Raw genomic sequence first — 21,493 nt, 5'->3', positions numbered from 1 at the left:
TTAAAAGATTGGTTGGTGCTCATGATTATATTGGATAATAGCATTCAGACAAAAAAAAGAACTGATTCACTATCCAAACTCATTACAGTCAACACGCTCGGCCCTGAGGGGACAAGCAGTGAGTACGCAGCAAAGCATTTCATTTCCAATTTTACTCTTCTACAAGGGCTGAACAGTAAATTGTCCTTGCATGATACTTTTGAATCATGCATCGAAAGGACGCTCCAAAGCCCGCTGGAATATACCATCGTCCCACATGCTTACGATGGCATTAAGCATTTCTACATGAGGCCGGATTTGCAGCTATTGCAGATCTTCAGGTGCGATACACCGATGTACGGCCTGGCTGTTCGTCCTGATTTTGAATTCAGAGACGATATGCTTGATACATCTGTTATTGTTTCACATCCTTCACCTATTAATTTAATAAAATATTTTACCCGCAAAGATGTTCGTTTCAAACTAGTCAATTCAACCAGTCAAGCCGCAAGAAAAGTAAAAGAAGGTTTGTATGACATTGCCTTAACCAATGAGCTTGCACGGCAAAAGTACGGGTTAACCTTTGTAAAAACATTCAAAAGCATTCCAATGAGCTGGTCATTATTTGGAAAAGGAGACGTTGATGATGAAAACTAAAGAGGATATGCAGGAGCTTTATTTCCCGACACCGAAATTAATTGAATGGGAAAACGGAGTGAGGCAGTATTCAACCGTACGAGGGGATACTGAAGTCTTAATGTCTTACGTCCCGCCGCATACCAATGTTGAACCCCATCAGCATAAGGAGGTCCAAATCGGCATGGTCGTTTCTGGCGAGCTGATGATGACTGTCGGAGATGTGACAAGAAAAATGACAGCCTTGGAATCTGCCTATATCGCGCCGCCGCATGTGCCTCACGGGGCAAGAAACGACACAGACCAAGAAGTGATTGCTATTGATATCAAGCGGCTGAAAGCTGATGAAACATATACAAGTCCTGAGGACTACTTTTTGGATATTTTCAAAACAAGAGACCTGTTGCCGGGCATGGAAGTCACGTTCTTTGTTGAGGATTGGGTAGAAATTATGCTTGCCAAAATCCCTGGAAATGGCGGAGAAATGCCTTTCCATAAACATCGGAATGAACAAATCGGCATCTGCATCGGCGGCGGCTATGACATGACGGTCGAAGGCTGCACAGTCGAGATGAAATTCGGCACAGCCTATTTCTGTGAGCCTCGTGAAGATCACGGTGCCATCAACCGTTCGGAAAAAGAATCAAAATCGATTAATATCTTCTTCCCGCCGCGCTACAACAGAGCAAAAGCAAAAAAAATGAAGGCGGATGAATGATCATGAACCTCACCGATAAAACCGTCCTCATAACAGGAGGCGCATCAGGCATTGGTTATGCTGCGGTTCAGGCTTTTTTGGGCCAGCAGGCCAATGTGGTTGTGGCGGATATTGACGAAGCGCAGGGAGAAGCAATGGTACGAAAAGAAAATAATGACAGGCTGCACTTTGTGCAAACGGACATCACAGACGAAGCTGCCTGCCAGCACGCAGTTGAATCGGCGGTTCATACATTTGGCGGGCTCGATGTCTTGATTAATAATGCAGGCATCGAAATCGTGGCGCCTATTCACGAGATGGAGCTCAGAGATTGGAACAAGGTGCTGCAAGTCAATTTGACCGGCACGTTTTTAATGAGCAAACATGCACTCAAGCATATGCTGGCCGCCGGCAAGGGCAACATCATTAATACGTGCTCTGTCGGCGGACTCGTGGCATGGCCTGATATTCCTGCCTATAACGCCAGCAAAGGCGGGGTTTTGCAGCTGACTAAATCAATGGCTGTTGATTATGCGAAGCATCAAATTCGCGTGAACTGCGTATGCCCAGGGATCATCGACACACCGCTGAATGAAAAATCATTCCTTGAAAATAATGAAGGCACACTTGAAGAGATCAAAAAAGAAAAGGCGAAGGTAAATCCGCTGCTGAGGCTTGGAAAACCTGAAGAAATCGCAAACGTGATGCTGTTTTTAGCCTCAGATTTATCAAGCTATATGACCGGAAGCGCCATCACCGCAGACGGAGGATACACCGCACAATAGAGAAGGAGTGTTTTACATATGGAGAGAAAAACAGTATTGGTCATCGCTGATCTTGGGGGCTGCCCGCCGCACATGTTTTATAAAAGCGCTGCTGAAAAATATAACCTGGTCAGCTTTATTCCAAGACCTTTTGCAATTACAGCCTCCCATGCAGCATTGATTGAAAAATACTCGGTCGCGGTCATAAAAGATAAAGACTATTTTAAGAGTTTAGCTGATTTTGAGCATCCTGACTCCATTTATTGGGCGCATGAGGATCATGACAAGCCTGAGGAAGAGGTTGTCGAGCAAATCGTCAAGGTTGCCGAAATGTTTGAGGCGGATGCCATCACAACAAACAATGAATTATTCATTGCCCCGATGGCGAAAGCCTGTGAACGTCTGGGCCTGAGAGGTGCCGGCGTGCAGGCAGCCGAAAATGCCAGAGATAAAAATAAAATGAGGGACGCTTTTAATAAGGCCGGAGTCAAATCGATCAAAAACAAACGAGTCACAACTCTTGAAGATTTCCGTGCTGCTCTGGAAGAGATCGGCACACCTCTTATCTTAAAGCCTACATACTTAGCGAGTTCAATCGGTGTAACGCTGATTACGGACACTGAGACGGCAGAAGATGAATTTAACAGAGTCAATGACTATCTGAAATCAATTAACGTGCCAAAGGCGGTCACGTTTGAAGCGCCGTTTATCGCTGAAGAATTTTTACAGGGTGAGTACGGAGACTGGTATCAAACAGAAGGGTACTCCGATTATATCAGTATAGAAGGCATCATGGCTGACGGTGAGTATTTCCCGATCGCCATTCATGATAAAACGCCGCAAATCGGGTTTACAGAGACATCCCACATTACGCCGTCCATTCTGGATGAAGAGGCGAAAAAGAAAATTGTCGAAGCTGCCAAAAAGGCAAATGAAGGGCTTGGACTGCAAAATTGCGCAACACATACAGAGATCAAGCTAATGAAAAACAGAGAACCGGGTTTAATAGAATCAGCAGCCAGATTTGCCGGCTGGAATATGATCCCTAACATTAAAAAGGTTTTCGGCCTTGATATGGCGCAATTATTATTAGATGTCCTCTGTTTCGGAAAAGACGCCGATCTGCCGGACGGATTATTGGATCAAGAGCCTTACTATGTTGCCGACTGCCATTTGTACCCGCAGCATTTCAAACAAAACGGCCAAATTCCTGAAACTGCTGAGGATTTGGTCATTGAAGCGATCGATATTCCGGACGGACTTTTAAAAGGGGATACTGAAATCGTTTCTTTTTCGGCCGCAGCACCAGGCACTTCAGTTGATTTAGCATTGTTTGAAGCTTTCAATTCCATTGCTGCATTTGAACTGAAAGGCAGTAATTCACAAGATGTGGCTGAATCAATCAGACAAATTCAGCAGCATGCGAAGCTGACGGCAAAGTATGTGCTGCCAGTATGAAACAGCTGAAACCCAACTCTAAATACTTGCTTTACGGGCAGGCGCTATCGTTCATGGGAGACTATTGTGTTCTCCCTGCCCTGCTCATTTTGTCTACATATTATCACGATTACTGGGTGACGTCCGGGGTCATCGTGGTCAGAAGCATTCCGATGGTGTTCCAGCCGTTTTTGGGGGTTCTGGTCGACCGGTTAGACAGAATTAAGATCATGCTGTGGACGGATATCATCAGAGGCATCATCTTTTTGGGGCTCACATTTCTTCCCAAAGGCGAGTATCCGCTGATTTTTTTGGCCCTGCTGTTTATTTCTTATGGGAGCGGCGTGTTTTTTAATCCTGCCCGTCTCGCTGTCATGTCGTCCTTGGAATCAGATATTAAAAGCATCAACACGTTATTTGCAAAAGCGACAACCATCTCCATTATCGTCGGGGCGGCTGCCGGAGGGCTCTTTCTGTTAGGTGGATCTGTAGAGCTGGCTGTTGCCTTTAACGGTGTGACATACCTGGTTTCGGCATATTTTATCAGCCGTATCAAGCTGCAATTTGTGCCGATTCAATCTGAAAACATAAAAGAGGCCTTTCAGTCTTTTAAGGAAGGACTCAAGGAAATCAAAACCAATGCATTCGTATTAAACGCCATGTTTACGATGATTACAATGGCTTTGCTGTGGGGAGTTGTGTACAGCTATTTTCCGATTGTCAGCCGCTTTCTGGGTGACGGGGAAATCGGCAACTTTATTCTCACGTTCTGCATCGGCTTCGGCGGCTTTATCGGAGCGGCGCTTGTCGGCAAATGGGGCTTTAACAATAATAGAGGCCTGACGTACTTTACCGTTTTGTCCATTGTCTCGCTGGCGCTGTTTTTATTCACGCCGATTTTCGCTGTTTCTGTCATCGCGGCGATCCTCTTTTTCATCGCGATGGAATACGGGGAAGTGCTTGCAAAAGTGAAGGTTCAGGAAAATGCGGCAAACCAGATTCAAGGGCGCATTTTTTCAGTGGCCGAAGCGTCTATCGGGTTATGCATTTCTGTTGGTTCAATGTTCATTAACGTCCTAAGCGCTCCGGTCATTATGGGGCTGATTGTCGTAATTGTATGCGGATTGTTTCTGCATACGAAGCTCGTCAACAAATCGTTTTTGGAACAGGATAACAAAACGGAGCAAAAAGGAGTCTTTTAGATGGAAATAACACCGTCCGATGTCATCAAGACACTTCCAAGGCAGGAGTTTTCTCTCGTTTTTCAAAAGGTAAAGGAATTGGAAAAAACGGGGGCCCATATCATTAATCTCGGACAGGGGAACCCTGACCTTCCCACTCCGCCTCATATTGTGGAGGCTTTGCGGGAGGCTTCTCTGAATCCTTCGTTTCATGGATACGGCCCTTTCAGGGGCTATCCTTTTTTAAAGGAAGCGATCGCTGCTTTCTATAAAAGGGAATACGGAGTGACAATCAATCCTGAAACGGAAGTCGCGCTTTTCGGAGGCGGGAAAGCCGGATTGTATGTGCTGACACAATGCCTGCTCAATCCGGGAGACATCGCTTTAGTCCCGAATCCAGGCTACCCTGAATATTTATCAGGGATTACGATGGCGCGAGCTGAGCTTTACGAAATGCCGCTGTATGAAGAAAATGGCTATCTGCCGGATTTTGAAAAGATTGATCCAGCCGTGCTGGAAAAAGCGAAGCTTATGTTTTTAAACTATCCAAACAACCCCACTGGAGCTGTGGCTGATGCGGCTTTTTATGCAAAAGCTGCTGCTTTTGCGAAAGAGCATAACATCCATTTGATTCATGATTTTGCATACGGAGCGTTTGAATTCGATAAAAAACCGGCCAGCTTTCTTGAGGCAGAGGATGCCAAAGCTGTAGGAGCAGAGCTTTACTCATTTTCAAAAACATTTAACATGGCCGGCTGGAGAATGGCGTTTGCGGTTGGGAATGAAAAGATCATTCAAGCCGTCAATGAATTTCAGGACCATGTATTTGTCGGCATGTTCGGCGGGCTGCAGCAGGCGGCGAGTGCGGCGCTTTCTGGAGATCCGGAGCATACGGAATCGTTGAAACGAATTTATAAGGAACGAATTGACTTTTTTACGGCGCTTTGCGAAAAGGAACTGGGCTGGAAGATGGAAAAGCCAAAAGGAACCTTTTACGTATGGGCTGAAATTCCGAATACGTTTGAGACATCTCACCAATTTTCCGATTACTTGCTGGAGCATGCCCATGTCGTAGTCACACCGGGCGAAATTTTTGGAAGCAACGGAAAAAGGCATGTCAGAATCTCAATGGTGTCGAAGCAGGAGGATCTGCGGGAATTTGTCATGCGGATTCAAAAGCTGAACCTGCCGTTCGGGTCATTACAAGAAACATCCCGCTAAAAAGCGGGATGTTTTTTATATGCTTTTCATGCTGCCGCCGTCAGCGGAAATCTGCTGTCCCGTAATGTAGGAGGCTTCCTCAGAGGCAAGAAACGCGGCGAGCGCTGCGGTTTCTTCGGCTGATCCGACCCGTTTCATCGGAATCCCGGAAGCAATCTGTTCCTCTGCTTTCTGTTTGGATATGCTGTTCTTTTTCATCACATTTTCCACAAATTGATGATAACGGTCTGTAGCGATAAAACCAGGATTCAGACAGTTGACAGTAATGTTGTGAGGAGCAAGCTGGATGGAAATATTTTTACTGGCGTTAATTAAAGCGGCATTCATCATACTGTTTGTGAACATGTTGGCGCCGGGTTCTTTCCACAGATTTCCGACAATGTTGATGATTCTGCCAAACTCGTTTTGTTTCATCAGTGAGGAAGCACGCTTGATTGCGTCAATATAGGCAACGGTCTTTTGAGTGAACGTGGCCGTCATATCGTCTATATTGCAGTTATCAAATGTGTCAGGCGCGCCGCCCGGGATATTATTAATCAGAACATCAAGCCGTCCGCATTGAGATTCGATTTCCTGAAAAATGCCCGCTCTCGTATGCTGGTCAGACATATCCCCCGCAAGGACAATGACGCTCGCCTCAGGATGCTTGGCCAAAATGTCTTCTTTGACAGATTCAATATTATCCAAATTTCGCGAATTAATGACGAGGGAAAAATGCTGGTCTGCTAATTTCAGAGCGATTGCTTTCCCGATCCCTTGACTGGCTCCCATAACAAATGCGGTTCGTTTTGACAAATAACTGCACCCCTTTGAAAAAATTGGATTATTATCTACATCGTAAGAAAAAACCGAGAAAATAGCAAATTTTATTTAAATTCTGATAAAGGCAGATTGAAAAACTCCCGCCGGATAGGGCGGGAGAGGATATTATACATATAGGAATTGAGGAAGTGTATCAAGCGAAAGGTGATTGCCGACAAAGAATGAACCAAATTCGCCATAGCGAGCGCTGACTTCGTCAAAACGCATTTCATACACTAGCTTCTTGAATTGAAGGACATCATCGCTGAATAATGTAACGCCCCACTCGTAATCGTCAAAGCCGACAGAGCCGGTGATGATCTGTTTGACTTTGCCCGCATAGCTGCGGCCGATTAAACCGTGGCTTCTCATCAAGTTTCTGCGTTCTTCCATTGAAAGCATATACCAGTTGTCGTTGCCAGATCTTCTTTTATCCATTGGATAGAAGCATACATATTTAGATTCCGGCAGTTCAGGGTAAAGGCGAGCGCGCACATGCGGATTTTCATAAGGATCGCCGTCACCGCTTGCCAAGTAGTTGCTCAGCTCTACCACTGATACGTAGGAGTATGCCGGAATGGTGAACTCAGCAAGTCTTGATTTGTTGAATTCAAGCTCAATTTGATTTAATTCTTCCATTGTAGGACGAAGGATCATCAGCATAAAATCAGCTTTTTGGCCGACGATGCTGTAAAGAGTTTGCGATCCTTTTCCTTCTTTTTGGGCTACGCCCCATTTTTCAAGCAACCCGGTGAATTCATGTATGATAGATTGGCGCTCATCACTGGACAGAAGCTTCCAGGAAGTCCAATCCATTGTGCGGAAATCATGAAGCGCATACCAGCCGTCAAGCGTTTTTGCCGCTTCATTCGTCATTTGCTGTTCACTCATTTATATTCACTCCCATTATCTTTTCATGATTGCCTTCACTATACCATAGTTTATCCGATTCTACTGTGGAGAAACCTTGAACATCCCTTCCGTATAACTCCATCAAAATAGAAGAACCTATAAGGGAAGATTGAGTCACTTAAATTAGTTAGAAAAATAAGATTTTTTTATGAAAGCGCTATAATGAAAGTTGGCTGTTTGAATTTGATTGGAAGAAGAGTATGCTAGTAAAAGAAAGCGTTTTTGTAACTTTTTGAGGAGGTTTTATTGTGGCAGATTTATTTTCAACAGTGCAAGAAAAAGTAGCTGGAAAAGACGTTAAAATTGTATTTCCTGAAGGCTTAGACGAGCGTATTTTAGAAGCGGTCAGCAAGCTTGCGGGAAACAAAGTGCTGAATCCGATTGTGATCGGCAATGAAAATGAGATCCAAGCAAAAGCAAAAGAATTGAACCTTACGCTGGACGGCGTTAAGATTTATGATCCTCATACATATGAAGGCATGGAAGACCTTGTACAAGCATTTGTAGAACGCCGCAAAGGCAAAGCGACAGAAGAACAGGCTCGCAAAGCGTTATTAGACGAGAACTACTTCGGTACAATGCTGGTGTATAAAGGCCTTGCAGACGGACTTGTAAGCGGAGCTGCTCACTCGACAGCTGACACTGTCCGCCCGGCTCTTCAAATCATCAAAACAAAAGAAGGCGTGAAAAAGACTTCAGGCGTGTTCATCATGGCTCGCGGGGAAGAGCAATACGTATTCGCAGATTGCGCGATCAACATTGCGCCTGACAGCCAAGACCTTGCCGAGATTGCGATCGAAAGTGCCAATACGGCAAAAATGTTCGACATTGAGCCTCGCGTGGCAATGCTCAGCTTCTCTACAAAAGGCTCAGCAAAATCTGATGAAACAGAAAAAGTAGCGGATGCAGTGAAAATCGCGAAAGAAAAAGCGCCTGAACTGACACTTGACGGCGAATTCCAATTCGATGCTGCATTTGTTCCATCTGTAGCTGAGAAAAAAGCGCCGGATTCCGAGATCAAAGGGGACGCTAACGTATTCGTATTCCCAAGCCTTGAAGCAGGAAACATCGGCTATAAAATCGCTCAGCGTTTGGGCAACTTTGAAGCAGTAGGACCAATCCTGCAAGGTTTAAATATGCCTGTAAACGACCTTTCAAGAGGATGTAACGCTGAAGATGTTTACAATCTCGCATTAATTACAGCGGCGCAAGCACTGTAATAAAAATGAAGACGATGGCAGCTCTCGACCGAGGGCTGCCTTTTTTGCGCTTCCGTATAGCCTTCTTTACCAAGATGGATGATATGAGTACAATAAAGAAAACTAATCATAACCATATATTTCATTAATGACAGGGGTGGGGTTTTTGTATTACGACGTGCTGAAAACGTTTATAGCGGTGGTAGAAGAAAAAAACTTCACAAAAGCGGCGGAAAAGCTGATGATCTCCCAGCCCAGCGTCAGTCTGCATATCAAAAATCTTGAGAAAGAATTTCAAACGGCTCTTCTGAACAGGTCGCCAAAACACTTTACGACAACGCCGACAGGAGACATTTTATATCAAAGAGCAAAGCAAATGGTGTTTCTCTACGAACAAGCCAAGGCTGAAATCTATGCGCATCATCACTATGTGAAGGGCGAATTGAAAATAGCTGCAAGCTTTACAATTGGTGAGTATATTCTTCCGCCGCTATTGGCCCAGCTGCAAAAGCTGTATCCAGAGCTGAACCTCGATGTCATGATTGGCAATACAGAGGAGGTCAGCGAGCGTGTGCGTATGCTTCAGGCTGATATCGGGCTGATTGAAGGACATACAAACGAGAATGAGCTGGAAATTGAACCGTTCATGGAGGATGAAATGTGCATTGCCGCTCCAAATCAGCATCCGCTCGCCGGGCGGAAAGAGATTTCGATCAGCGATTTGCAGAACGAAGCGTGGGTGACAAGAGAGAAAGGCTCCGGGACGAGAGAATTTCTCGATCATGTACTCAGTTCAAATGGACTTCGGCCGAAATCAATGTTCACTATCAGCAGCAATCAAGGTGTAAAGGAAGCGGTGATTAACGGCATGGGACTTTCGGTTCTATCCAGAAGCGTACTGCATAAGGATTTGATCCACCGCGAAATCTCAATTCTGCATATTAAAGATTTCTCGTTAAAGCGCAAGCTGTCTTACATTCATTCCCCTCTCATGGAGAATACAAAAAATAAAGAAATTTTTCTTACGATGCTGAAAAGCAATTATCAATCACAGCTGCTGAAATGATATAATAGTTTTCGTTCAATAAGCCTAACATGAAAGGGTTTTACATAGATGGCAAACCAACCGATTGATTTACTGATGCAGCCGAAATGGAGAGTCATTGACCAATCCAGTCTCGGCCCTTTATTTGATGCGAAGCAATCCTTCGCAATGGATGATACGCTGTGCATGTCCGTCGGAAAAGGCGTGTCGCCGGCGACAGCGCGCTCATGGGTGCACCACGATACAATTGTCCTTGGAATACAGGATACACGCCTCCCGTTTTTGCAGGATGGCATCTCCTTGCTGGAGAGTGAAGGATACCGTGTGATCGTACGCAATTCCGGCGGTCTTGCCGTCGTATTGGATGACGGTGTTTTAAATATCTCTCTCATATTCGAGGACGAAAAGAAAGGCATCGATATAGACAAAGGATATGAAGCGATGGTCGAGCTGATGAGACGAATGCTGAGACCGTACAACGCAAAGATCGAAGCCTATGAAATTGAAGGGTCTTATTGTCCCGGCAGCTATGACCTCAGTATAAATGGCAAAAAGTTCGCCGGCATCTCTCAGAGACGCGTTCGCGGCGGAGTCGCTGTTCAAATTTATCTCTGTGCAGATAAAAGCGGCAGTGAAAGGGCCGACTTGATCAGACGATTCTATCAAGCGGCGCTGAAAGACAAACAAAACGATAAAAAAGGCGTCTATCCGGAAATACGTCCGGAAACGATGGCGTCCTTAAGTGAGCTTCTGCAAAAAGACATCTCCGTACAAGACTTAATGTTCGCTTTATTGACGGAATTAAAAGCGTTAAGCACCCATCTTTATTCAGCTGGACTGTCCATTGATGAGGAAATGGAATTTGAGAAAAACCTCGTCCGGATGGCTGAGCGGAATGCAAAGGTATTTGGGTGAACGTTCTTCGCATGCCGGCTGTATATGCCGGCATGCATTTTTTATCTCAAGCGGCATTTTACCTCAATAATCTTATTTTCAGATAAATCCTTCTTACATACAGATAACCACGACAAAAAGAAAAACGATAAAATGACATCAGCATCCATATTAAAGGGGAGAGGCAGATGAAAGGGAATATTTACAGCCTTTTTGTATTGATTGCGGCTTTTTTCTGGGGATCTACGGGAACCGTTCAGGCGTTGGCTCCAGAAAGCGCCACACCACTGGCATTTGGGGCGTTCAGGTTATTAATAGGAGGAAGCGCCATGCTGCTTGCGGTTTGGATCAGCCGGGAGCTTCACGTGAAAAATTGGTCATGGCCGCTCGTATTTTTAGCCGCTGTTTGTATGGCGTGTTACCAGCCGCTGTTTTTCACAGCGGTTAAAGAAACGGGAATTGCAGTGGGAACTGTGATTGCCATCGGCAGTGCGCCTATCATTGCCGGGACTCTCGAATGGGCCGTATTGAAGAAACGCCCGCGAAACTCTTGGTGGATTGCGACTGTGCTGGCTTTAGCGGGTTGCTGGCTTCTGTTTTCCGACAGTTCCAATGTTCGGATTGATGTGGCTGGTGTTCTTATGGCGCTTGGAGCGGGTGCTTCTTTTGCAGGCTATACGCTCATCAGTAAAGCGATGATGAAAACCCAGCCTCCGCGAGCGACCTCCGCCGTTGTATTCATGATCAGCGCCATCTTGCTGACGCCGCTATTATGGCAGTCAGATATCTCGTGGATATGGACCCCTAGAGGACTGGGAACAAGCCTTTACATCGGGTTAATTGCAACATGTGCCGCATACTTTTTGTTTGCGAAAGGGCTTACCGGGGTTCCGGCCTCGGCGGCGGTCACGCTGTCTTTAGCTGAACCGCTGACGGCTTCATTGCTTGGCGTGTTTTTCATAGGGGAAATGCTTTCGCCTTCCTCGTGGCTGGGCATTGCGCTTATGATGCTGGGGCTTTTGGTCATTTCTGCTGCGCCTCGGAAACAAAAAACGGCCGAGGCAGCTCACATGTCTTAATAGATTCACATAAGCTTGGCCTCATTTTACAAGAATAGCTGATCCGGCTGCAAAATGAGGAAATTCTCTTTTCTCAATAGAAAAGGGGATTTTGTACATGGCGAAAATCCCAAAACAGCTGCCCGTCTTGGGATTTTTCTATGTCATTCCGCTAATTTTTCTAAATTGCCGTTCCGGTCCATTTTGAAGGACGGAGAGGCATGTTCATCTTCTTCAAATAAAACTAGCTTTCTGGCTCTGTTCATAATTTTCACCAAGGTTTCATAATCTTCTTGGATCGTTTTTTGGTCTTTTTCAAGCTTTTGAACTTCTGCCTCTAGCTGCTCTGTTTTGTTTTGCAATTCCTGATTTTCTTTCTTTAAACGCTCGTTTTCCATTTTTAATGCTGATGATTGCTCGTTATTGCCTTCGTAATTCTGCAGGAAGCGGATCACATCATTCATCGTCATCTCAGGCGCAGCTGCAGGCGTTTGAGGAGACAATAAGTGTGATAGACTAGCTAACTCTTCCTTAAAGCTTTCATCAACAAAAGGCATGTGTTCGCCAGACATTAAAGGTTGCTCATTTTCGACAGATGGTGTTTCCGTTTTAACCGGCTCTTCTGCAGCGGTTTCTTGAATGATTTCAGGATCAACGGCAGGAGGCTGATATAATAATCTTTTTTTCGCAGGCTGCCCGTTTCCGAGCGCTCTCATCCGCTGTTTTCGTTGTTTCTTCGCAAGCTGAAGCGCTTTTTCATATTGATGGCGGACCACTGCGTTCCATCTGAATCCGCAGGCTGCGGATGTCCGGTTTAATTTATCGCCGACTTCTTCAAAGGCGTTCAGCTGAGTGCTGCCCTCCCTCACATGCCGAAGCACTGTTTCGGCTAAAAGCAGATCGTTTTCCTCTGACCAAGCGTCTTGTCGCTGTTTTGTCATTTATCTCAACTCCCATTTTTCTTTTCATGGTATTAGAATGTCCAGGTTGGAAAATATTTATACAAATTGGCTGAAAGAATAGGAGATACGAAGGATGGAGCGGCTTGCAGGAACAGTCGAATCCTTGTAAAATGAAGAGTGATGTGATTTTTTTTTGAAACGTGATTTTAGGTTATTCACATAGATGAACATAGAAATGAAGGGAAGCGTACGTCATGGCTAATGAATTTCGAGTGTGTGATGATTGCCAAGCCACTAATATCAAAACATTGCTGCCGCGTTTGAAAGAAGTGGACCCGGACGCAAAGGTTGAGGTAGGATGCCAATCTTATTGCGGGCCCGGACGGAAAAAATCATTTGCTTTTGTGAACAATCGCCCGCTGTCAGCTCCGACAGAGGATGAGCTGATTGACAAAGTAAAAAAGAAAATAAAAAAGTAAAAACATATTTTTTCTTAGCCTCGGCCCTCAGGTCAGGCTTTTTTGCTTCACAAGATGTGTTTTTCATGAAGATGGAACAAATCGCCGGGCAAATTCAAGGATGTTTTCAAAGAATAGAGTCGATATAATAGAAACACGGCTAAAAAAAAGAGGGAATGACGATGGCGTATCCAAATGGAAAATTATCAGAAGAAAAAGTGTTTAAAGATCCGGTGCACCGCTATGTTCATGTTCGGGACAAGCTGATATGGGATTTAATCGGAACCCGTGAATTTCAGCGTCTCCGCAGAATTAAGCAGCTCGGCACGACCTATTTGACGTTCCATGGGGCTGAGCACAGCCGGTTCAACCATTCTCTCGGTGTCTATGAAATTGTCAGAAGAATGGTTGATGACGTCTTTAAAGGCCGCCCTGAATGGGATGACAGTGAGCGCGAACTCTGTTTGGCCGCGGCGCTGCTTCATGACCTCGGGCACGGGCCGTTCTCGCATTCATTTGAAAAGGTCTTTCACCTTGACCACGAGGATTTTACAAGAGGTATCATTTTGGGAGACACGGAGGTTAATCAGGTGCTAAGAAAGGTGAGCCCGGGTTTCCCTCAGGATGTTGCTGAAGTCATTGCCAAAACATATAAAAACAAGCAAGTGGTCAGCCTGATTTCGAGTCAGATTGACGCAGACCGCATGGATTACCTCCAGCGCGACGCATATTATACGGGCGTCAGCTACGGCCATTTTGATATGGAGCGGATTCTTCGGGTGATGCGGCCGCGCGAGGATCAGATCGTCATTAAAGAAAGCGGAATGCACGCTGTCGAAGACTATATCATGAGCCGTTACCAAATGTACTGGCAGGTCTACTTCCATCCTGTGACCAGAAGTGCAGAGGTCATTTTAACGAAGATTCTTCACAGGGCGAAGCAGCTGCATGATGAAGGCTATGTCTTCACTCACGCTCCGGTTCATTTCTATTCTATTTTTGAAGGGAAATTGACACTGGAGGATTATGTAAAGCTGGATGAATCTATTATTTTGTATTACTTCCAGGCCTGGGAGGATGAAGAAGACGCGATTTTATCCGACTTGTGCCGCAGATTCATTAACCGCCAGCTGTTCCAATACGTTGAATTCAATCCGAATGAAGAAATGTCGGCTTATTTTGAGCTGACTTCATTGTTCAAAGAGGCGGGAATCGATCCGAGCTATTATTTGGTCGTTGATTCTTCATCAGATCTGCCATACGATTTTTACCGACCGGGAGAGGAAGAGGAGCGTCTGCCGATCCATCTCTTGACGCAAAACGGCCAAATTAAAGAGCTGTCCAGGCAGTCGGCTATTGTGGAATCCATCTCAGGTAAACGGCGGACGGACCACAAGCTGTACTATCCAAAGGACTTGATTTGTGACGGCTCTGAACATCCGGAAGCGAAAATGAAAATCCGGCAGCTGCTGGGACTGACATAGAAATTGGAAAGAAGGAAAAAGGAGATGTCGGGAATTTGTTGAAAGAACATGCAAAACTGATGAAGGTGTTCTCGGATTCTGGAGAAATCATCGGGCGAAAGAAGCTGCAGAAAATGATTTATATCGCCAAGAAAATGCAGTTTCCTTTCTATGAGAAATATGATTTTCACTTTTACGGACCATATTCAGAGGAACTGACGCTCCAGATTGAAGAGCTGTGCAACCTTGGATTTCTGCATGAGGTGAAGGAAAAAAAGGGCGGCTACTTTCAATACCGGTATTCGCTGACTGAGACAGGCTCCGCATTTTTAGACCATGCTGATCTGGACATGCCGGATATGAAAGGCTATATCGACAGTGTAAACAGCCGTTCATCACGGTTTTTAGAGCTGGTTTCCACGATCCTTTACTTTGACGGGCTTGAGGATGAGGAAAAGAAAGAAAAAGTCTTTACCATCAAAAGTAAGCAAAAATATACAAATGAAGAATATGACGAAGCGCTTCAATACATAGAGGAACTGAAGCAGATTTGTTAACCATACCAAGCAAAAGAAATGAATCGTTTCTTTTGCTTTTTTTATTGACAAAAGCTGCTAAGAGATTCATTATGGATAATAGTTATCCATAATGAATCAGGAGTGAATAGGATGAAAATGAAATCAGGAATGGAGCAGGCGGTTTCTGTGCTGCTGTTACTGTCACGGCTGCCGGTACAGGCTTCTTTGACGTCAGAGGCTATAAGCCAGCGATTGCGTGTGTCTCCGTCTTACTTGAAGAAGCTGATGAGAACATTAGTTCAAGCCGGTTTGGCAGAATCCTTACCAGGGACGAAGGGCGGTTTTACCCTGACGAAGCCTTTGGCTGACATTACGCTTTATGATGTTTATCAAGCGGTCGAAGGCAGAGGTTCGATGTATCAGGGGAAAGGCCTGCTGCAATCTGTATTCGAGGGTGAAAGTCAATGTGTGCTGGAGACAGTCATGGCGGAAATCGAGGATAAATGGGCTAATCTCATGAGAGAAGAGTCCTTGCAGCATGTCATGGACAGGGTCGGGGAATTGTATGATCTTGAAAAAATAGATGATTGGGTAATCAAGCAAGTGAAAGGGCAATTGTAATGAAAAATAGCGGGTCTATACAAGAATCAACATCATCAACAGGCATATCCGTGCTGATCGTGCTCGCACTTGGTTTCCTCATGGCAACTCTTGATGTGACCGTTGTGAATGTGGCGATGGCTGATATGAAAAACACTCTTTCAATGTCACTTTCAGGTGTAACGTGGGTTGTGGACGGGTACATTCTTACTTTTGCGTCGCTTCTGCTGGCGGGCGGAGCCTTGGCTGACCGTTTCGGCTCGAAGACGATCTATATCTTGGGTCTAGCCGTTTTTGTTCTGGCCTCCTGTTTATGCGCTGCATCTATAAATGGACAGATGCTGATTGCCGGACGCCTTATACAGGGAATTGGCGCAGCTTTGTTTATGCCAAGCTCACTCAGCCTTTTGGCTGCCTCTTACCCTGATGAGCGGGCGCGGGCGAGAATGTTTGGACTGTGGGCCGCGCTTGTTTCCGCCGCTTCAGCCCTTGGGCCTTTTATCGGGGGCGTGCTGGTAGAGTTGGCGGGCTGGCAGAGTATTTTTCTGATCAATGTGCCAATAGGGGCTGCTGCGCTCATTTCAGCTTACCGAATCCTCAGCCGCGTTCCGGGAAAAAGCAGCCGCGTGAACATCATCGGGCATCTGCTTGGCATGATGGCTCTCGGGTTTCTTTCCTATGCTTTGATACAGGGGCCTTCAGCGGGCTGGCGCTCGCCAGTGATTCTTGTAGCATTTACTGCAGCGATTTTGGCATTTGTGCTGTTTTTGCTGCGGGAAATTTCTGCAAAAGCACCCATCCTGCCGGCGTCCTTATACAAAAACGGCCGCTTCTCAGCTGCCCAATTTATCGGGTTTTTGCTGAATTTCGCCCTTTTTGGCGGCATGTTTATGCTCAGCCTTTTTTTGCAGGAAGCAGGAGGCGCAAGTTCCTTTATGGCTGGAGTTGAGCTGCTGCCGATGATGGCGGTCTTCGTGATCGGCAATCTGCTGTTTGCCCGTCTGGCGAATCGGTTTGAAGCCGGGCAGCTTATGTTTGTATCAATGGCGGTCAGCTGTATCATTGCATTGCTGTTGTTTGTGCTGATTTCTCCGGATTTTCCTTATTGGCAGCTGGCGGTGTTGATGTCTGTTATGAACCTCTGTACCGGTATTACAGTTCCTGCCATGACAACTGTGATCATGCAGGCTGCCGGGCAAAGGCATGCGAATATCGCCGGTGCGGCGTTAAATGCAAACCGGCAAATCGGAGCCTTGGTCGGCGTAGCGATAACCGGGGTGATTATTCATCTGTCCGCCACTTGGTATGCCGGTGCCGGGTTTACGTTTTTGATGATGGGAGCGGCATACAGCCTCGCTGCATTGCTTGTATGGCTGTTTCTGGCTGCCCATAACGGAACTGCCGCGTCAGAAAAAAATGTAAATCACTGATTGCGCTTTGTGGGAATATATAGTAAGATATAAAAAATTATTGAAACAACAGGCACTGATAAGGACACGAGATGCTTTTTACGGTTTCCAGAGAGGGAAGGACAGCTGAGATCTTCCTAACGCAGGGAAAGCAGCTTACCGCCTTTGAGCCGTATCGGGGAAAACAAGTATCTGATACCGTCATGCTGCGTTACAGCATCTTTAAGCCGATCACCATGTGTAATTGATCGGGAATTTGGGTGGAACCACGGATGATCAACACATTCGTCCCTTTTAGAGGGATGGGTGTGTTTTTTTATATGAACTACATAAATGCGTTGAAAAGGACACGAATGATAGTTACGGTTTTCAGAGAGGGAAGGAAAGGTGAGAGCTTCCCAGCTTAGGAGTATCATTTACCGCCTTGGAGCAGCATTGGGGAACTGAAGTATCCAATGCCGTCTATGCTGCGTTACAGCACCGAGCCGACAACATAGTATTTGTCGGGAACTTGGGTGGAACCACGGGTTAATCACACACTCGTCCCTATCTGTGGGACGGGTGTGTTTTTTTATGAATTGAATACATGCGATGAAAAGGACATGAATGATAGTTACGGTTTTCAGAGAGGGAAGGAAAGGTGAGAGCTTCCCAGCTTAGGAATATCATTTACCGCCTTGGAGCAGCATTGGGGAACTGAAGTAACCAATGCCGTCTATGCTGCGTTACAGCACCGAGCCGACAATATCGTATTTGTCGGGAACTTGGGTGGAACCACGGGTTAATCACACACTCGTCCCTATCTGCGGGACGGGTGTGTTTTTTTATATACAACAATGAATAAGGAGTGTTCTAAAATGAGTAAACATGTACACATTCAGCTTCCGGACGGACAGATCCAGGAATATCCGAAAGGCATCACAATCAAAGAAGCGGCTGGTTCTATCAGTTCCAGTCTGCAAAAGAAGGCGGCCGCAGGTCAGGTCAATGGCAAGCTTGTTGATCTCAGTTTCAAGCTGGAGGAGGATGCTGAGCTTTCGATTGTTACACTCGATTCACAAGAAGGCTTGCAGGTGCTTCGCCACACATCAGCGCATGTGCTGGCCCAAGCAGTAAAACGGCTGTACGGCGAAGTGTCATTGGGGGTAGGGCCAGTGATTCTAGACGGCTTCTACTATGACATGAAGCTGGGGAAAAGCTTGGCATCAGGAGACTTAGAGGCCATCGAAAAAGAAATGGAACACATAATAAATGAGAACCTTGAAATCAAACGTATGGAGGTTTCTTACGAAGAGGCTGAAGAGCTGTTTGCACAAAAAGGCGAGCGGCTTAAGCTTGAGATTTTAAAGGATATTCCGCGCGGGGAGGATATCACGCTGTACCAGCAAGGAGAATTCGTTGACCTGTGCCGTGGTCCTCATCTTCCTTCTACAGGGATGATCAAGGCGTTTAAACTGACAAGAGTATCAGGCGCTTATTGGCGCGGAGACAGCAAAAATGAAGTCCTGCAGCGGGTGTACGGGGTTGCGTTTCAAAAGAAAAAGGATTTGGATGCGCACCTGCATATGCTGGAAGAAGCGGCAAAACGAGACCATCGCAAGCTCGGCAAACAGTTAGGGCTGTTTATGTTTTCTGAAGAAGCGCCGGGGATGCCGTTTTATTTGCCGAAAGGGCAGATTGTCCGCAATGAGCTGGAGCGTTTCTCGCGTGAGCTGCAAACAAATGCCGGCTACGATGAGGTGCGTACGCCGTTTATGATGAATCAGCGGTTATGGGAGCAGTCAGGCCATTGGGACCATTATCGCGACAATATGTACTTTTCAGAAGTGGATGATACAAGATTCGCAATGAAGCCGATGAATTGCCCCGGCCACATGCTCATCTTTAAAAACAGCCTGTATTCTTATCGGGATCTGCCGATTCGCATGGCGGAATTCGGACAGGTGCATCGCCATGAATACAGCGGCGCTTTAAACGGAATGCTTCGCGTTCGGACGTTCTGTCAGGATGACGCCCATATTTTCGTTCGGGAGGATCAGATTGAGAGTGAGATCAAAGAAGCGATTCGGCTGATTGATGAGGTATATCGGACATTTGGTTTCGAGTATTCAGTTGAGCTTTCGACTCGCCCGGAGGATTCATTAGGCGATGACAGCCTTTGGGAAGCGTCGGAACGTGCCTTAGCACGCGTCCTTGAGGAGCTTGGCCTCTCTTATGAGATCAATGAAGGTGATGGGGCGTTTTACGGGCCGAAAATTGATTTCCACATAAAAGATGCCCTGAAACGGAGCCACCAATGTGCGACAATTCAGCTTGATTTTCAAATGCCGGAAAAATTTGATTTAACATATATCAACGAACACAATGAAAAGGTTCGTCCCGTTGTCATCCACAGAGCGGTTTTCGGCTCGATCGACCGTTTCTTCGGCATTTTGATCGAGCATTACGGCGGGGCTTTTCCAGTCTGGCTCGCACCGCTCCAGGTTCAAATCATACCGGTTTCTCACGTTCACTTAGACTATTGCAGAAAGGTACAGGCGGAGCTGAAGCAGGCAGGGATAAGAGCCGGCATTGATGAGCGCAATGAGAAGCTCGGCTATAAAATCAGAGAATCGCAGGTGCAGAAAATCCCGTACGTGCTGGTGCTTGGAGATCATGAGGAGCAGGAGAATGCGGTAAACGTCCGCCAATTCAGACATCAGCAGAGTGAACACGTTCCTTTCCAAACTTTTAAAGATAAACTTGTCAAACAGGTGGAAAATCGAGGCATGTAGGATAAAAGCTGTGAATTCACATTTTGCTTTTTTGACTTTCCCTATTCGGAATCAGTAAAATAATAAGTAAATCATATCGTTCGTATGTTATGAATGCATCTCGAAATGGGGAAATTTACATGGACCATGACAAACTGGAAGCAAATTTGCTGGATCACGCACTTACAAAATATTTGAAAAGCACGAAGCAATTAGATGAAGCCACCGTTCCGAAACACGTGAATAATGTAAGAGGATTTATTCTGCGGATCATATACAGACATGGGAGCTGCACCATAAAGGATATTTTGAAGGAGGTCACACTGTCTCCCTCTGCCACGACCACAGCTCTGAATCATTTAGAGCAGGAAGGGTTTATTGAGAGATCCAGAAATAACAATGACCGCCGCACTGTATGGATTACGCTTTCTGAATCGGGCCGGGGAGCGGCTGAACAAATGATCGAAAACCGCCAGCAGCTGATTGATGGCATGTTTGAACGTTTAACAGCCGAAGAGAAAAAGACGTTCTTGGCGATTATTGCGAAGCTGGCTCAATAGGGATAATAAAAGCCGGTGCGCGAAGCGCCGGCTTTATAGAGATTATTCCATATCGCTCAGGCGTTTGCCTGCGACGGCATAATGGTCTTTTCTCATTTCTTCTATAAAGACAACAATTTTTTCTTCAGAAGCACCGGTTGTTTCCTTTACGGCTTCTGTTACTTTCTCGACAAGATTGCGTTTTTGCTCGTCTGTACGGCCTTCGAGCATTTTGACAGTTACGTATGGCATGGGTGCTGAATCCTCCTTTATCTCGTTTCCTCTCTTTAGAAAAAGAGGCTTCTTATAGTATACTGAATAAAGTAAATTCTTGCATTTTGAGAAAGAGGGATATCTCACTTGGACCGTTTTTTATATTATCCGTTATCTTTAATGCCATACCTCGTCATCACGCTAATTGTGTCGTTTACGATGCACGAGCTTGCCCACGCTTATGTCGCATACAAATTCGGTGACGATACGGCGAAAAAACAAGGAAGACTGACGCTGAATCCCATTAAACACCTTGATCCGTTCGGAACCATTTTGATTCTGGTGGCCGGATTCGGGTGGGCGCGCCCCATTCCCGTGAATCGCCGCTTCTTTAAGAAGCCTCGGCTTGCCGGTGTGCTCGTATCTATAGCCGGGCCCGTCAGTAACCTGATTCTTGCGTTTATTGGTTTCTTTTTGTTAGTGTTGATGCATGCGTACGGAATGGAAATGCTTGCGGCGTTCAGCACGGGGCTGGATCAGTTTTTTTCTATTTGGATACAGCTGAATCTTGTCTTGTTTTTATTTAATCTGCTGCCGCTTCCTCCGCTCGATGGCTATCGAATTATAGAAGATCTCGTTCCGCCGGGCGTGCGTGCCAAAATGACGCAGGCGGAGAGCTACGGCTTTATCGTATTTTTGGTGCTGTTTGTGACGCCGCTAGGATCTTACGTGCTGTGGCCGATGCTCAATGCAGGAAGAGATTCGATTTTAAAGCTGTTTTCAGCGATATTTCAACCGCTTTTGTAGGAGGTAG

At 45.8% G+C, this 21,493-nt stretch carries 22 protein-coding genes and 3 other annotated features; of the genes, 18 read left to right on the top strand and 4 right to left on the bottom strand.

What is annotated here, in order from left to right; genetic code table 11:
• The first annotated feature begins 21 nt into the window (after positions 1 to 21).
• The 6 genes from bacA to bacF are packed head-to-tail and all read left to right on the top strand — an operon-like array spanning position 22 to position 5,915.
• Positions 22 to 636, top strand: a complete 615-nt coding sequence (gene bacA / locus CW370_RS12030; RefSeq protein ID WP_009968341.1) for a prephenate decarboxylase — start codon at positions 22 to 24, stop codon at positions 634 to 636.
• Positions 626 to 1,333 carry a 3-((4R)-4-hydroxycyclohexa-1,5-dien-1-yl)-2-oxopropanoate isomerase gene (gene bacB / locus CW370_RS12025; RefSeq protein ID WP_003244300.1) on the top strand — a complete coding sequence of 236 codons (708 nt, stop codon included), beginning with the start codon at positions 626 to 628 and terminating at the stop codon, positions 1,331 to 1,333. The genes bacA and bacB overlap by 11 nt, the downstream gene beginning before the upstream one ends.
• 2 nt (positions 1,334 to 1,335) lie before the next feature.
• Positions 1,336 to 2,097, top strand: a complete 762-nt coding sequence (gene bacC, locus CW370_RS12020) for a dihydroanticapsin 7-dehydrogenase (RefSeq protein ID WP_124059369.1) — start codon at positions 1,336 to 1,338, stop codon at positions 2,095 to 2,097.
• Between the two features lie 18 nt (positions 2,098 to 2,115).
• Positions 2,116 to 3,534: an alanine--anticapsin ligase gene (gene bacD, locus CW370_RS12015; RefSeq protein WP_101169649.1), complete on the top strand. Its 1,419-nt coding sequence runs from the start codon at positions 2,116 to 2,118 to the stop codon at positions 3,532 to 3,534.
• Positions 3,531 to 4,715: a bacilysin exporter BacE gene (gene bacE / locus CW370_RS12010; RefSeq protein ID WP_101169648.1), complete on the top strand. Its 1,185-nt coding sequence runs from the start codon at positions 3,531 to 3,533 to the stop codon at positions 4,713 to 4,715. Before bacD ends, bacE begins: the two co-directional genes overlap by 4 nt.
• The gene (gene bacF, locus CW370_RS12005; RefSeq protein WP_101169647.1) at positions 4,716 to 5,915 is read left to right on the top strand and encodes a transaminase BacF; all 1,200 of its coding nucleotides are present in this window, start codon (positions 4,716 to 4,718) and stop codon (positions 5,913 to 5,915) included.
• Between the two features lie 15 nt (positions 5,916 to 5,930).
• Here the strand turns inward: bacF and bacG are convergent, their stop codons facing one another.
• Positions 5,931 to 6,710, bottom strand: coding sequence for an NADPH-dependent reductase BacG (gene bacG, locus CW370_RS12000; protein ID WP_029318683.1), 780 nt, complete (start codon positions 6,708 to 6,710; stop codon positions 5,931 to 5,933).
• Positions 6,711 to 6,842: 132 nt separating this feature from the next.
• A complete protein-coding gene (hemQ, locus tag CW370_RS11995; protein WP_003227507.1) occupies positions 6,843 to 7,607 on the bottom strand; it encodes a hydrogen peroxide-dependent heme synthase in 765 nt (254 codons plus the stop codon).
• Between the two features lie 269 nt (positions 7,608 to 7,876).
• Here hemQ and pta point away from each other — a divergent pair, with 269 nt between their 5' ends.
• The 4 genes from pta (at position 7,877) to CW370_RS11975 (ending at position 11,845) form a co-directional block, all read left to right on the top strand.
• A complete protein-coding gene (gene pta / locus CW370_RS11990; protein WP_003235941.1) occupies positions 7,877 to 8,848 on the top strand; it encodes a phosphate acetyltransferase in 972 nt (323 codons plus the stop codon).
• 145 nt (positions 8,849 to 8,993) lie between these two features.
• Positions 8,994 to 9,893, top strand: coding sequence for a cysJI operon transcriptional regulator CysL (gene cysL, locus CW370_RS11985; protein WP_041334620.1), 900 nt, complete (start codon positions 8,994 to 8,996; stop codon positions 9,891 to 9,893).
• Between the two features lie 48 nt (positions 9,894 to 9,941).
• The gene (gene ywfL, locus CW370_RS11980) at positions 9,942 to 10,787 is read left to right on the top strand and encodes an octanoyl-[GcvH]:protein N-octanoyltransferase (protein ID WP_003227511.1); all 846 of its coding nucleotides are present in this window, start codon (positions 9,942 to 9,944) and stop codon (positions 10,785 to 10,787) included.
• Between the two features lie 167 nt (positions 10,788 to 10,954).
• Positions 10,955 to 11,845 (top strand): carboxylate/amino acid/amine transporter, encoded by an 891-nt coding sequence (locus CW370_RS11975; protein ID WP_101169646.1) that lies wholly within the window; start codon positions 10,955 to 10,957, stop codon positions 11,843 to 11,845.
• A gap of 143 nt (positions 11,846 to 11,988) precedes the next feature.
• Here CW370_RS11975 and rsfA read toward each other — a convergent pair whose 3' ends face one another.
• Positions 11,989 to 12,765 (bottom strand): prespore-specific transcription regulator RsfA, encoded by a 777-nt coding sequence (gene rsfA, locus CW370_RS11970; RefSeq protein ID WP_003227516.1) that lies wholly within the window; start codon positions 12,763 to 12,765, stop codon positions 11,989 to 11,991.
• A gap of 215 nt (positions 12,766 to 12,980) precedes the next feature.
• Between rsfA and CW370_RS11965 the strand changes: the two genes are divergently transcribed.
• The 7 genes from CW370_RS11965 to CW370_RS11935 all read left to right on the top strand — a co-directional run bounded on the left by CW370_RS11965 (position 12,981) and on the right by CW370_RS11935 (position 20,487).
• Complete coding sequence (locus tag CW370_RS11965) at positions 12,981 to 13,205, top strand: DUF1450 domain-containing protein (RefSeq protein WP_003222050.1); 225 nt, start codon at positions 12,981 to 12,983, stop codon at positions 13,203 to 13,205.
• 161 nt (positions 13,206 to 13,366) lie between these two features.
• Positions 13,367 to 14,668 carry an HD domain-containing protein gene (locus CW370_RS11960; RefSeq protein WP_024571616.1) on the top strand — a complete coding sequence of 434 codons (1,302 nt, stop codon included), beginning with the start codon at positions 13,367 to 13,369 and terminating at the stop codon, positions 14,666 to 14,668.
• A gap of 35 nt (positions 14,669 to 14,703) precedes the next feature.
• Positions 14,704 to 15,204 carry a YwgA family protein gene (locus tag CW370_RS11955; protein ID WP_003227524.1) on the top strand — a complete coding sequence of 167 codons (501 nt, stop codon included), beginning with the start codon at positions 14,704 to 14,706 and terminating at the stop codon, positions 15,202 to 15,204.
• Between the two features lie 111 nt (positions 15,205 to 15,315).
• Entirely contained in the window at positions 15,316 to 15,786 is a 471-nt protein-coding gene (locus tag CW370_RS11950) for an Rrf2 family transcriptional regulator (protein WP_015714902.1), read from the top strand.
• Complete coding sequence (locus CW370_RS11945; protein ID WP_101169645.1) at positions 15,786 to 17,195, top strand: MFS transporter; 1,410 nt, start codon at positions 15,786 to 15,788, stop codon at positions 17,193 to 17,195. Before CW370_RS11950 ends, CW370_RS11945 begins: the two co-directional genes overlap by 1 nt.
• A gap of 46 nt (positions 17,196 to 17,241) precedes the next feature.
• Positions 17,242 to 17,470, top strand: a binding site (T-box leader).
• A 33-nt stretch (positions 17,471 to 17,503) separates the two neighbouring features.
• Positions 17,504 to 17,725, top strand: a binding site (T-box leader).
• 31 nt (positions 17,726 to 17,756) lie between these two features.
• Positions 17,757 to 17,978 (top strand) — a binding site (T-box leader).
• Between the two features lie 53 nt (positions 17,979 to 18,031).
• Positions 18,032 to 19,948, top strand: coding sequence for a threonine--tRNA ligase (gene thrS / locus CW370_RS11940; protein ID WP_101169644.1), 1,917 nt, complete (start codon positions 18,032 to 18,034; stop codon positions 19,946 to 19,948).
• Between the two features lie 119 nt (positions 19,949 to 20,067).
• Positions 20,068 to 20,487 carry a MarR family transcriptional regulator gene (locus CW370_RS11935; protein WP_003242889.1) on the top strand — a complete coding sequence of 140 codons (420 nt, stop codon included), beginning with the start codon at positions 20,068 to 20,070 and terminating at the stop codon, positions 20,485 to 20,487.
• A 42-nt stretch (positions 20,488 to 20,529) separates the two neighbouring features.
• On the opposite strand, the gene CW370_RS11930 is transcribed toward CW370_RS11935, so the two are convergent.
• Positions 20,530 to 20,718 (bottom strand): 2-hydroxymuconate tautomerase, encoded by a 189-nt coding sequence (locus CW370_RS11930; RefSeq protein WP_003222038.1) that lies wholly within the window; start codon positions 20,716 to 20,718, stop codon positions 20,530 to 20,532.
• A 108-nt stretch (positions 20,719 to 20,826) separates the two neighbouring features.
• Here CW370_RS11930 and CW370_RS11925 point away from each other — a divergent pair, with 108 nt between their 5' ends.
• Positions 20,827 to 21,486: a site-2 protease family protein gene (locus CW370_RS11925; RefSeq protein ID WP_003243167.1), complete on the top strand. Its 660-nt coding sequence runs from the start codon at positions 20,827 to 20,829 to the stop codon at positions 21,484 to 21,486.
• The last annotated feature ends 7 nt before the right edge of the window (positions 21,487 to 21,493 follow it).

This window comes from Bacillus sp. SN32, from assembly GCF_002837495.1.
In the GTDB taxonomy this organism is placed as follows: domain Bacteria; phylum Bacillota; class Bacilli; order Bacillales; family Bacillaceae; genus Bacillus; species Bacillus subtilis.
This window is presented reverse-complemented; position numbering and strand designations above follow the sequence as displayed.

What these genes read in the sequence shown, in the direction of transcription:
- bacA (WP_009968341.1), top strand. Translation starts at nt 22, where the DNA reads ATGATTATATTGGATAATAGCATTCAGACAAAAAAAAGAACTGATTCA.
- bacB (WP_003244300.1), top strand. Translation starts at nt 626, where the DNA reads ATGAAAACTAAAGAGGATATGCAGGAGCTTTATTTCCCGACACCGAAA.
- bacC (WP_124059369.1), top strand. Translation starts at nt 1,336, where the DNA reads ATGAACCTCACCGATAAAACCGTCCTCATAACAGGAGGCGCATCAGGC.
- bacD (WP_101169649.1), top strand. Translation starts at nt 2,116, where the DNA reads ATGGAGAGAAAAACAGTATTGGTCATCGCTGATCTTGGGGGCTGCCCG.
- bacE (WP_101169648.1), top strand. Translation starts at nt 3,531, where the DNA reads ATGAAACAGCTGAAACCCAACTCTAAATACTTGCTTTACGGGCAGGCG.
- bacF (WP_101169647.1), top strand. Translation starts at nt 4,716, where the DNA reads ATGGAAATAACACCGTCCGATGTCATCAAGACACTTCCAAGGCAGGAG.
- hemQ (WP_003227507.1), bottom strand. Translation starts at nt 7,607, where the DNA reads ATGAGTGAACAGCAAATGACGAATGAAGCGGCAAAAACGCTTGACGGC.
- ywfL (WP_003227511.1), top strand. Translation starts at nt 9,942, where the DNA reads ATGGCAAACCAACCGATTGATTTACTGATGCAGCCGAAATGGAGAGTC.
- CW370_RS11975 (WP_101169646.1), top strand. Translation starts at nt 10,955, where the DNA reads ATGAAAGGGAATATTTACAGCCTTTTTGTATTGATTGCGGCTTTTTTC.
- rsfA (WP_003227516.1), bottom strand. Translation starts at nt 12,765, where the DNA reads ATGACAAAACAGCGACAAGACGCTTGGTCAGAGGAAAACGATCTGCTT.
- CW370_RS11965 (WP_003222050.1), top strand. Translation starts at nt 12,981, where the DNA reads ATGGCTAATGAATTTCGAGTGTGTGATGATTGCCAAGCCACTAATATC.
- CW370_RS11960 (WP_024571616.1), top strand. Translation starts at nt 13,367, where the DNA reads ATGGCGTATCCAAATGGAAAATTATCAGAAGAAAAAGTGTTTAAAGAT.
- CW370_RS11950 (WP_015714902.1), top strand. Translation starts at nt 15,316, where the DNA reads ATGAAAATGAAATCAGGAATGGAGCAGGCGGTTTCTGTGCTGCTGTTA.
- CW370_RS11945 (WP_101169645.1), top strand. Translation starts at nt 15,786, where the DNA reads ATGAAAAATAGCGGGTCTATACAAGAATCAACATCATCAACAGGCATA.
- thrS (WP_101169644.1), top strand. Translation starts at nt 18,032, where the DNA reads ATGAGTAAACATGTACACATTCAGCTTCCGGACGGACAGATCCAGGAA.
- CW370_RS11935 (WP_003242889.1), top strand. Translation starts at nt 20,068, where the DNA reads ATGGACCATGACAAACTGGAAGCAAATTTGCTGGATCACGCACTTACA.
- CW370_RS11930 (WP_003222038.1), bottom strand. Translation starts at nt 20,718, where the DNA reads ATGCCATACGTAACTGTCAAAATGCTCGAAGGCCGTACAGACGAGCAA.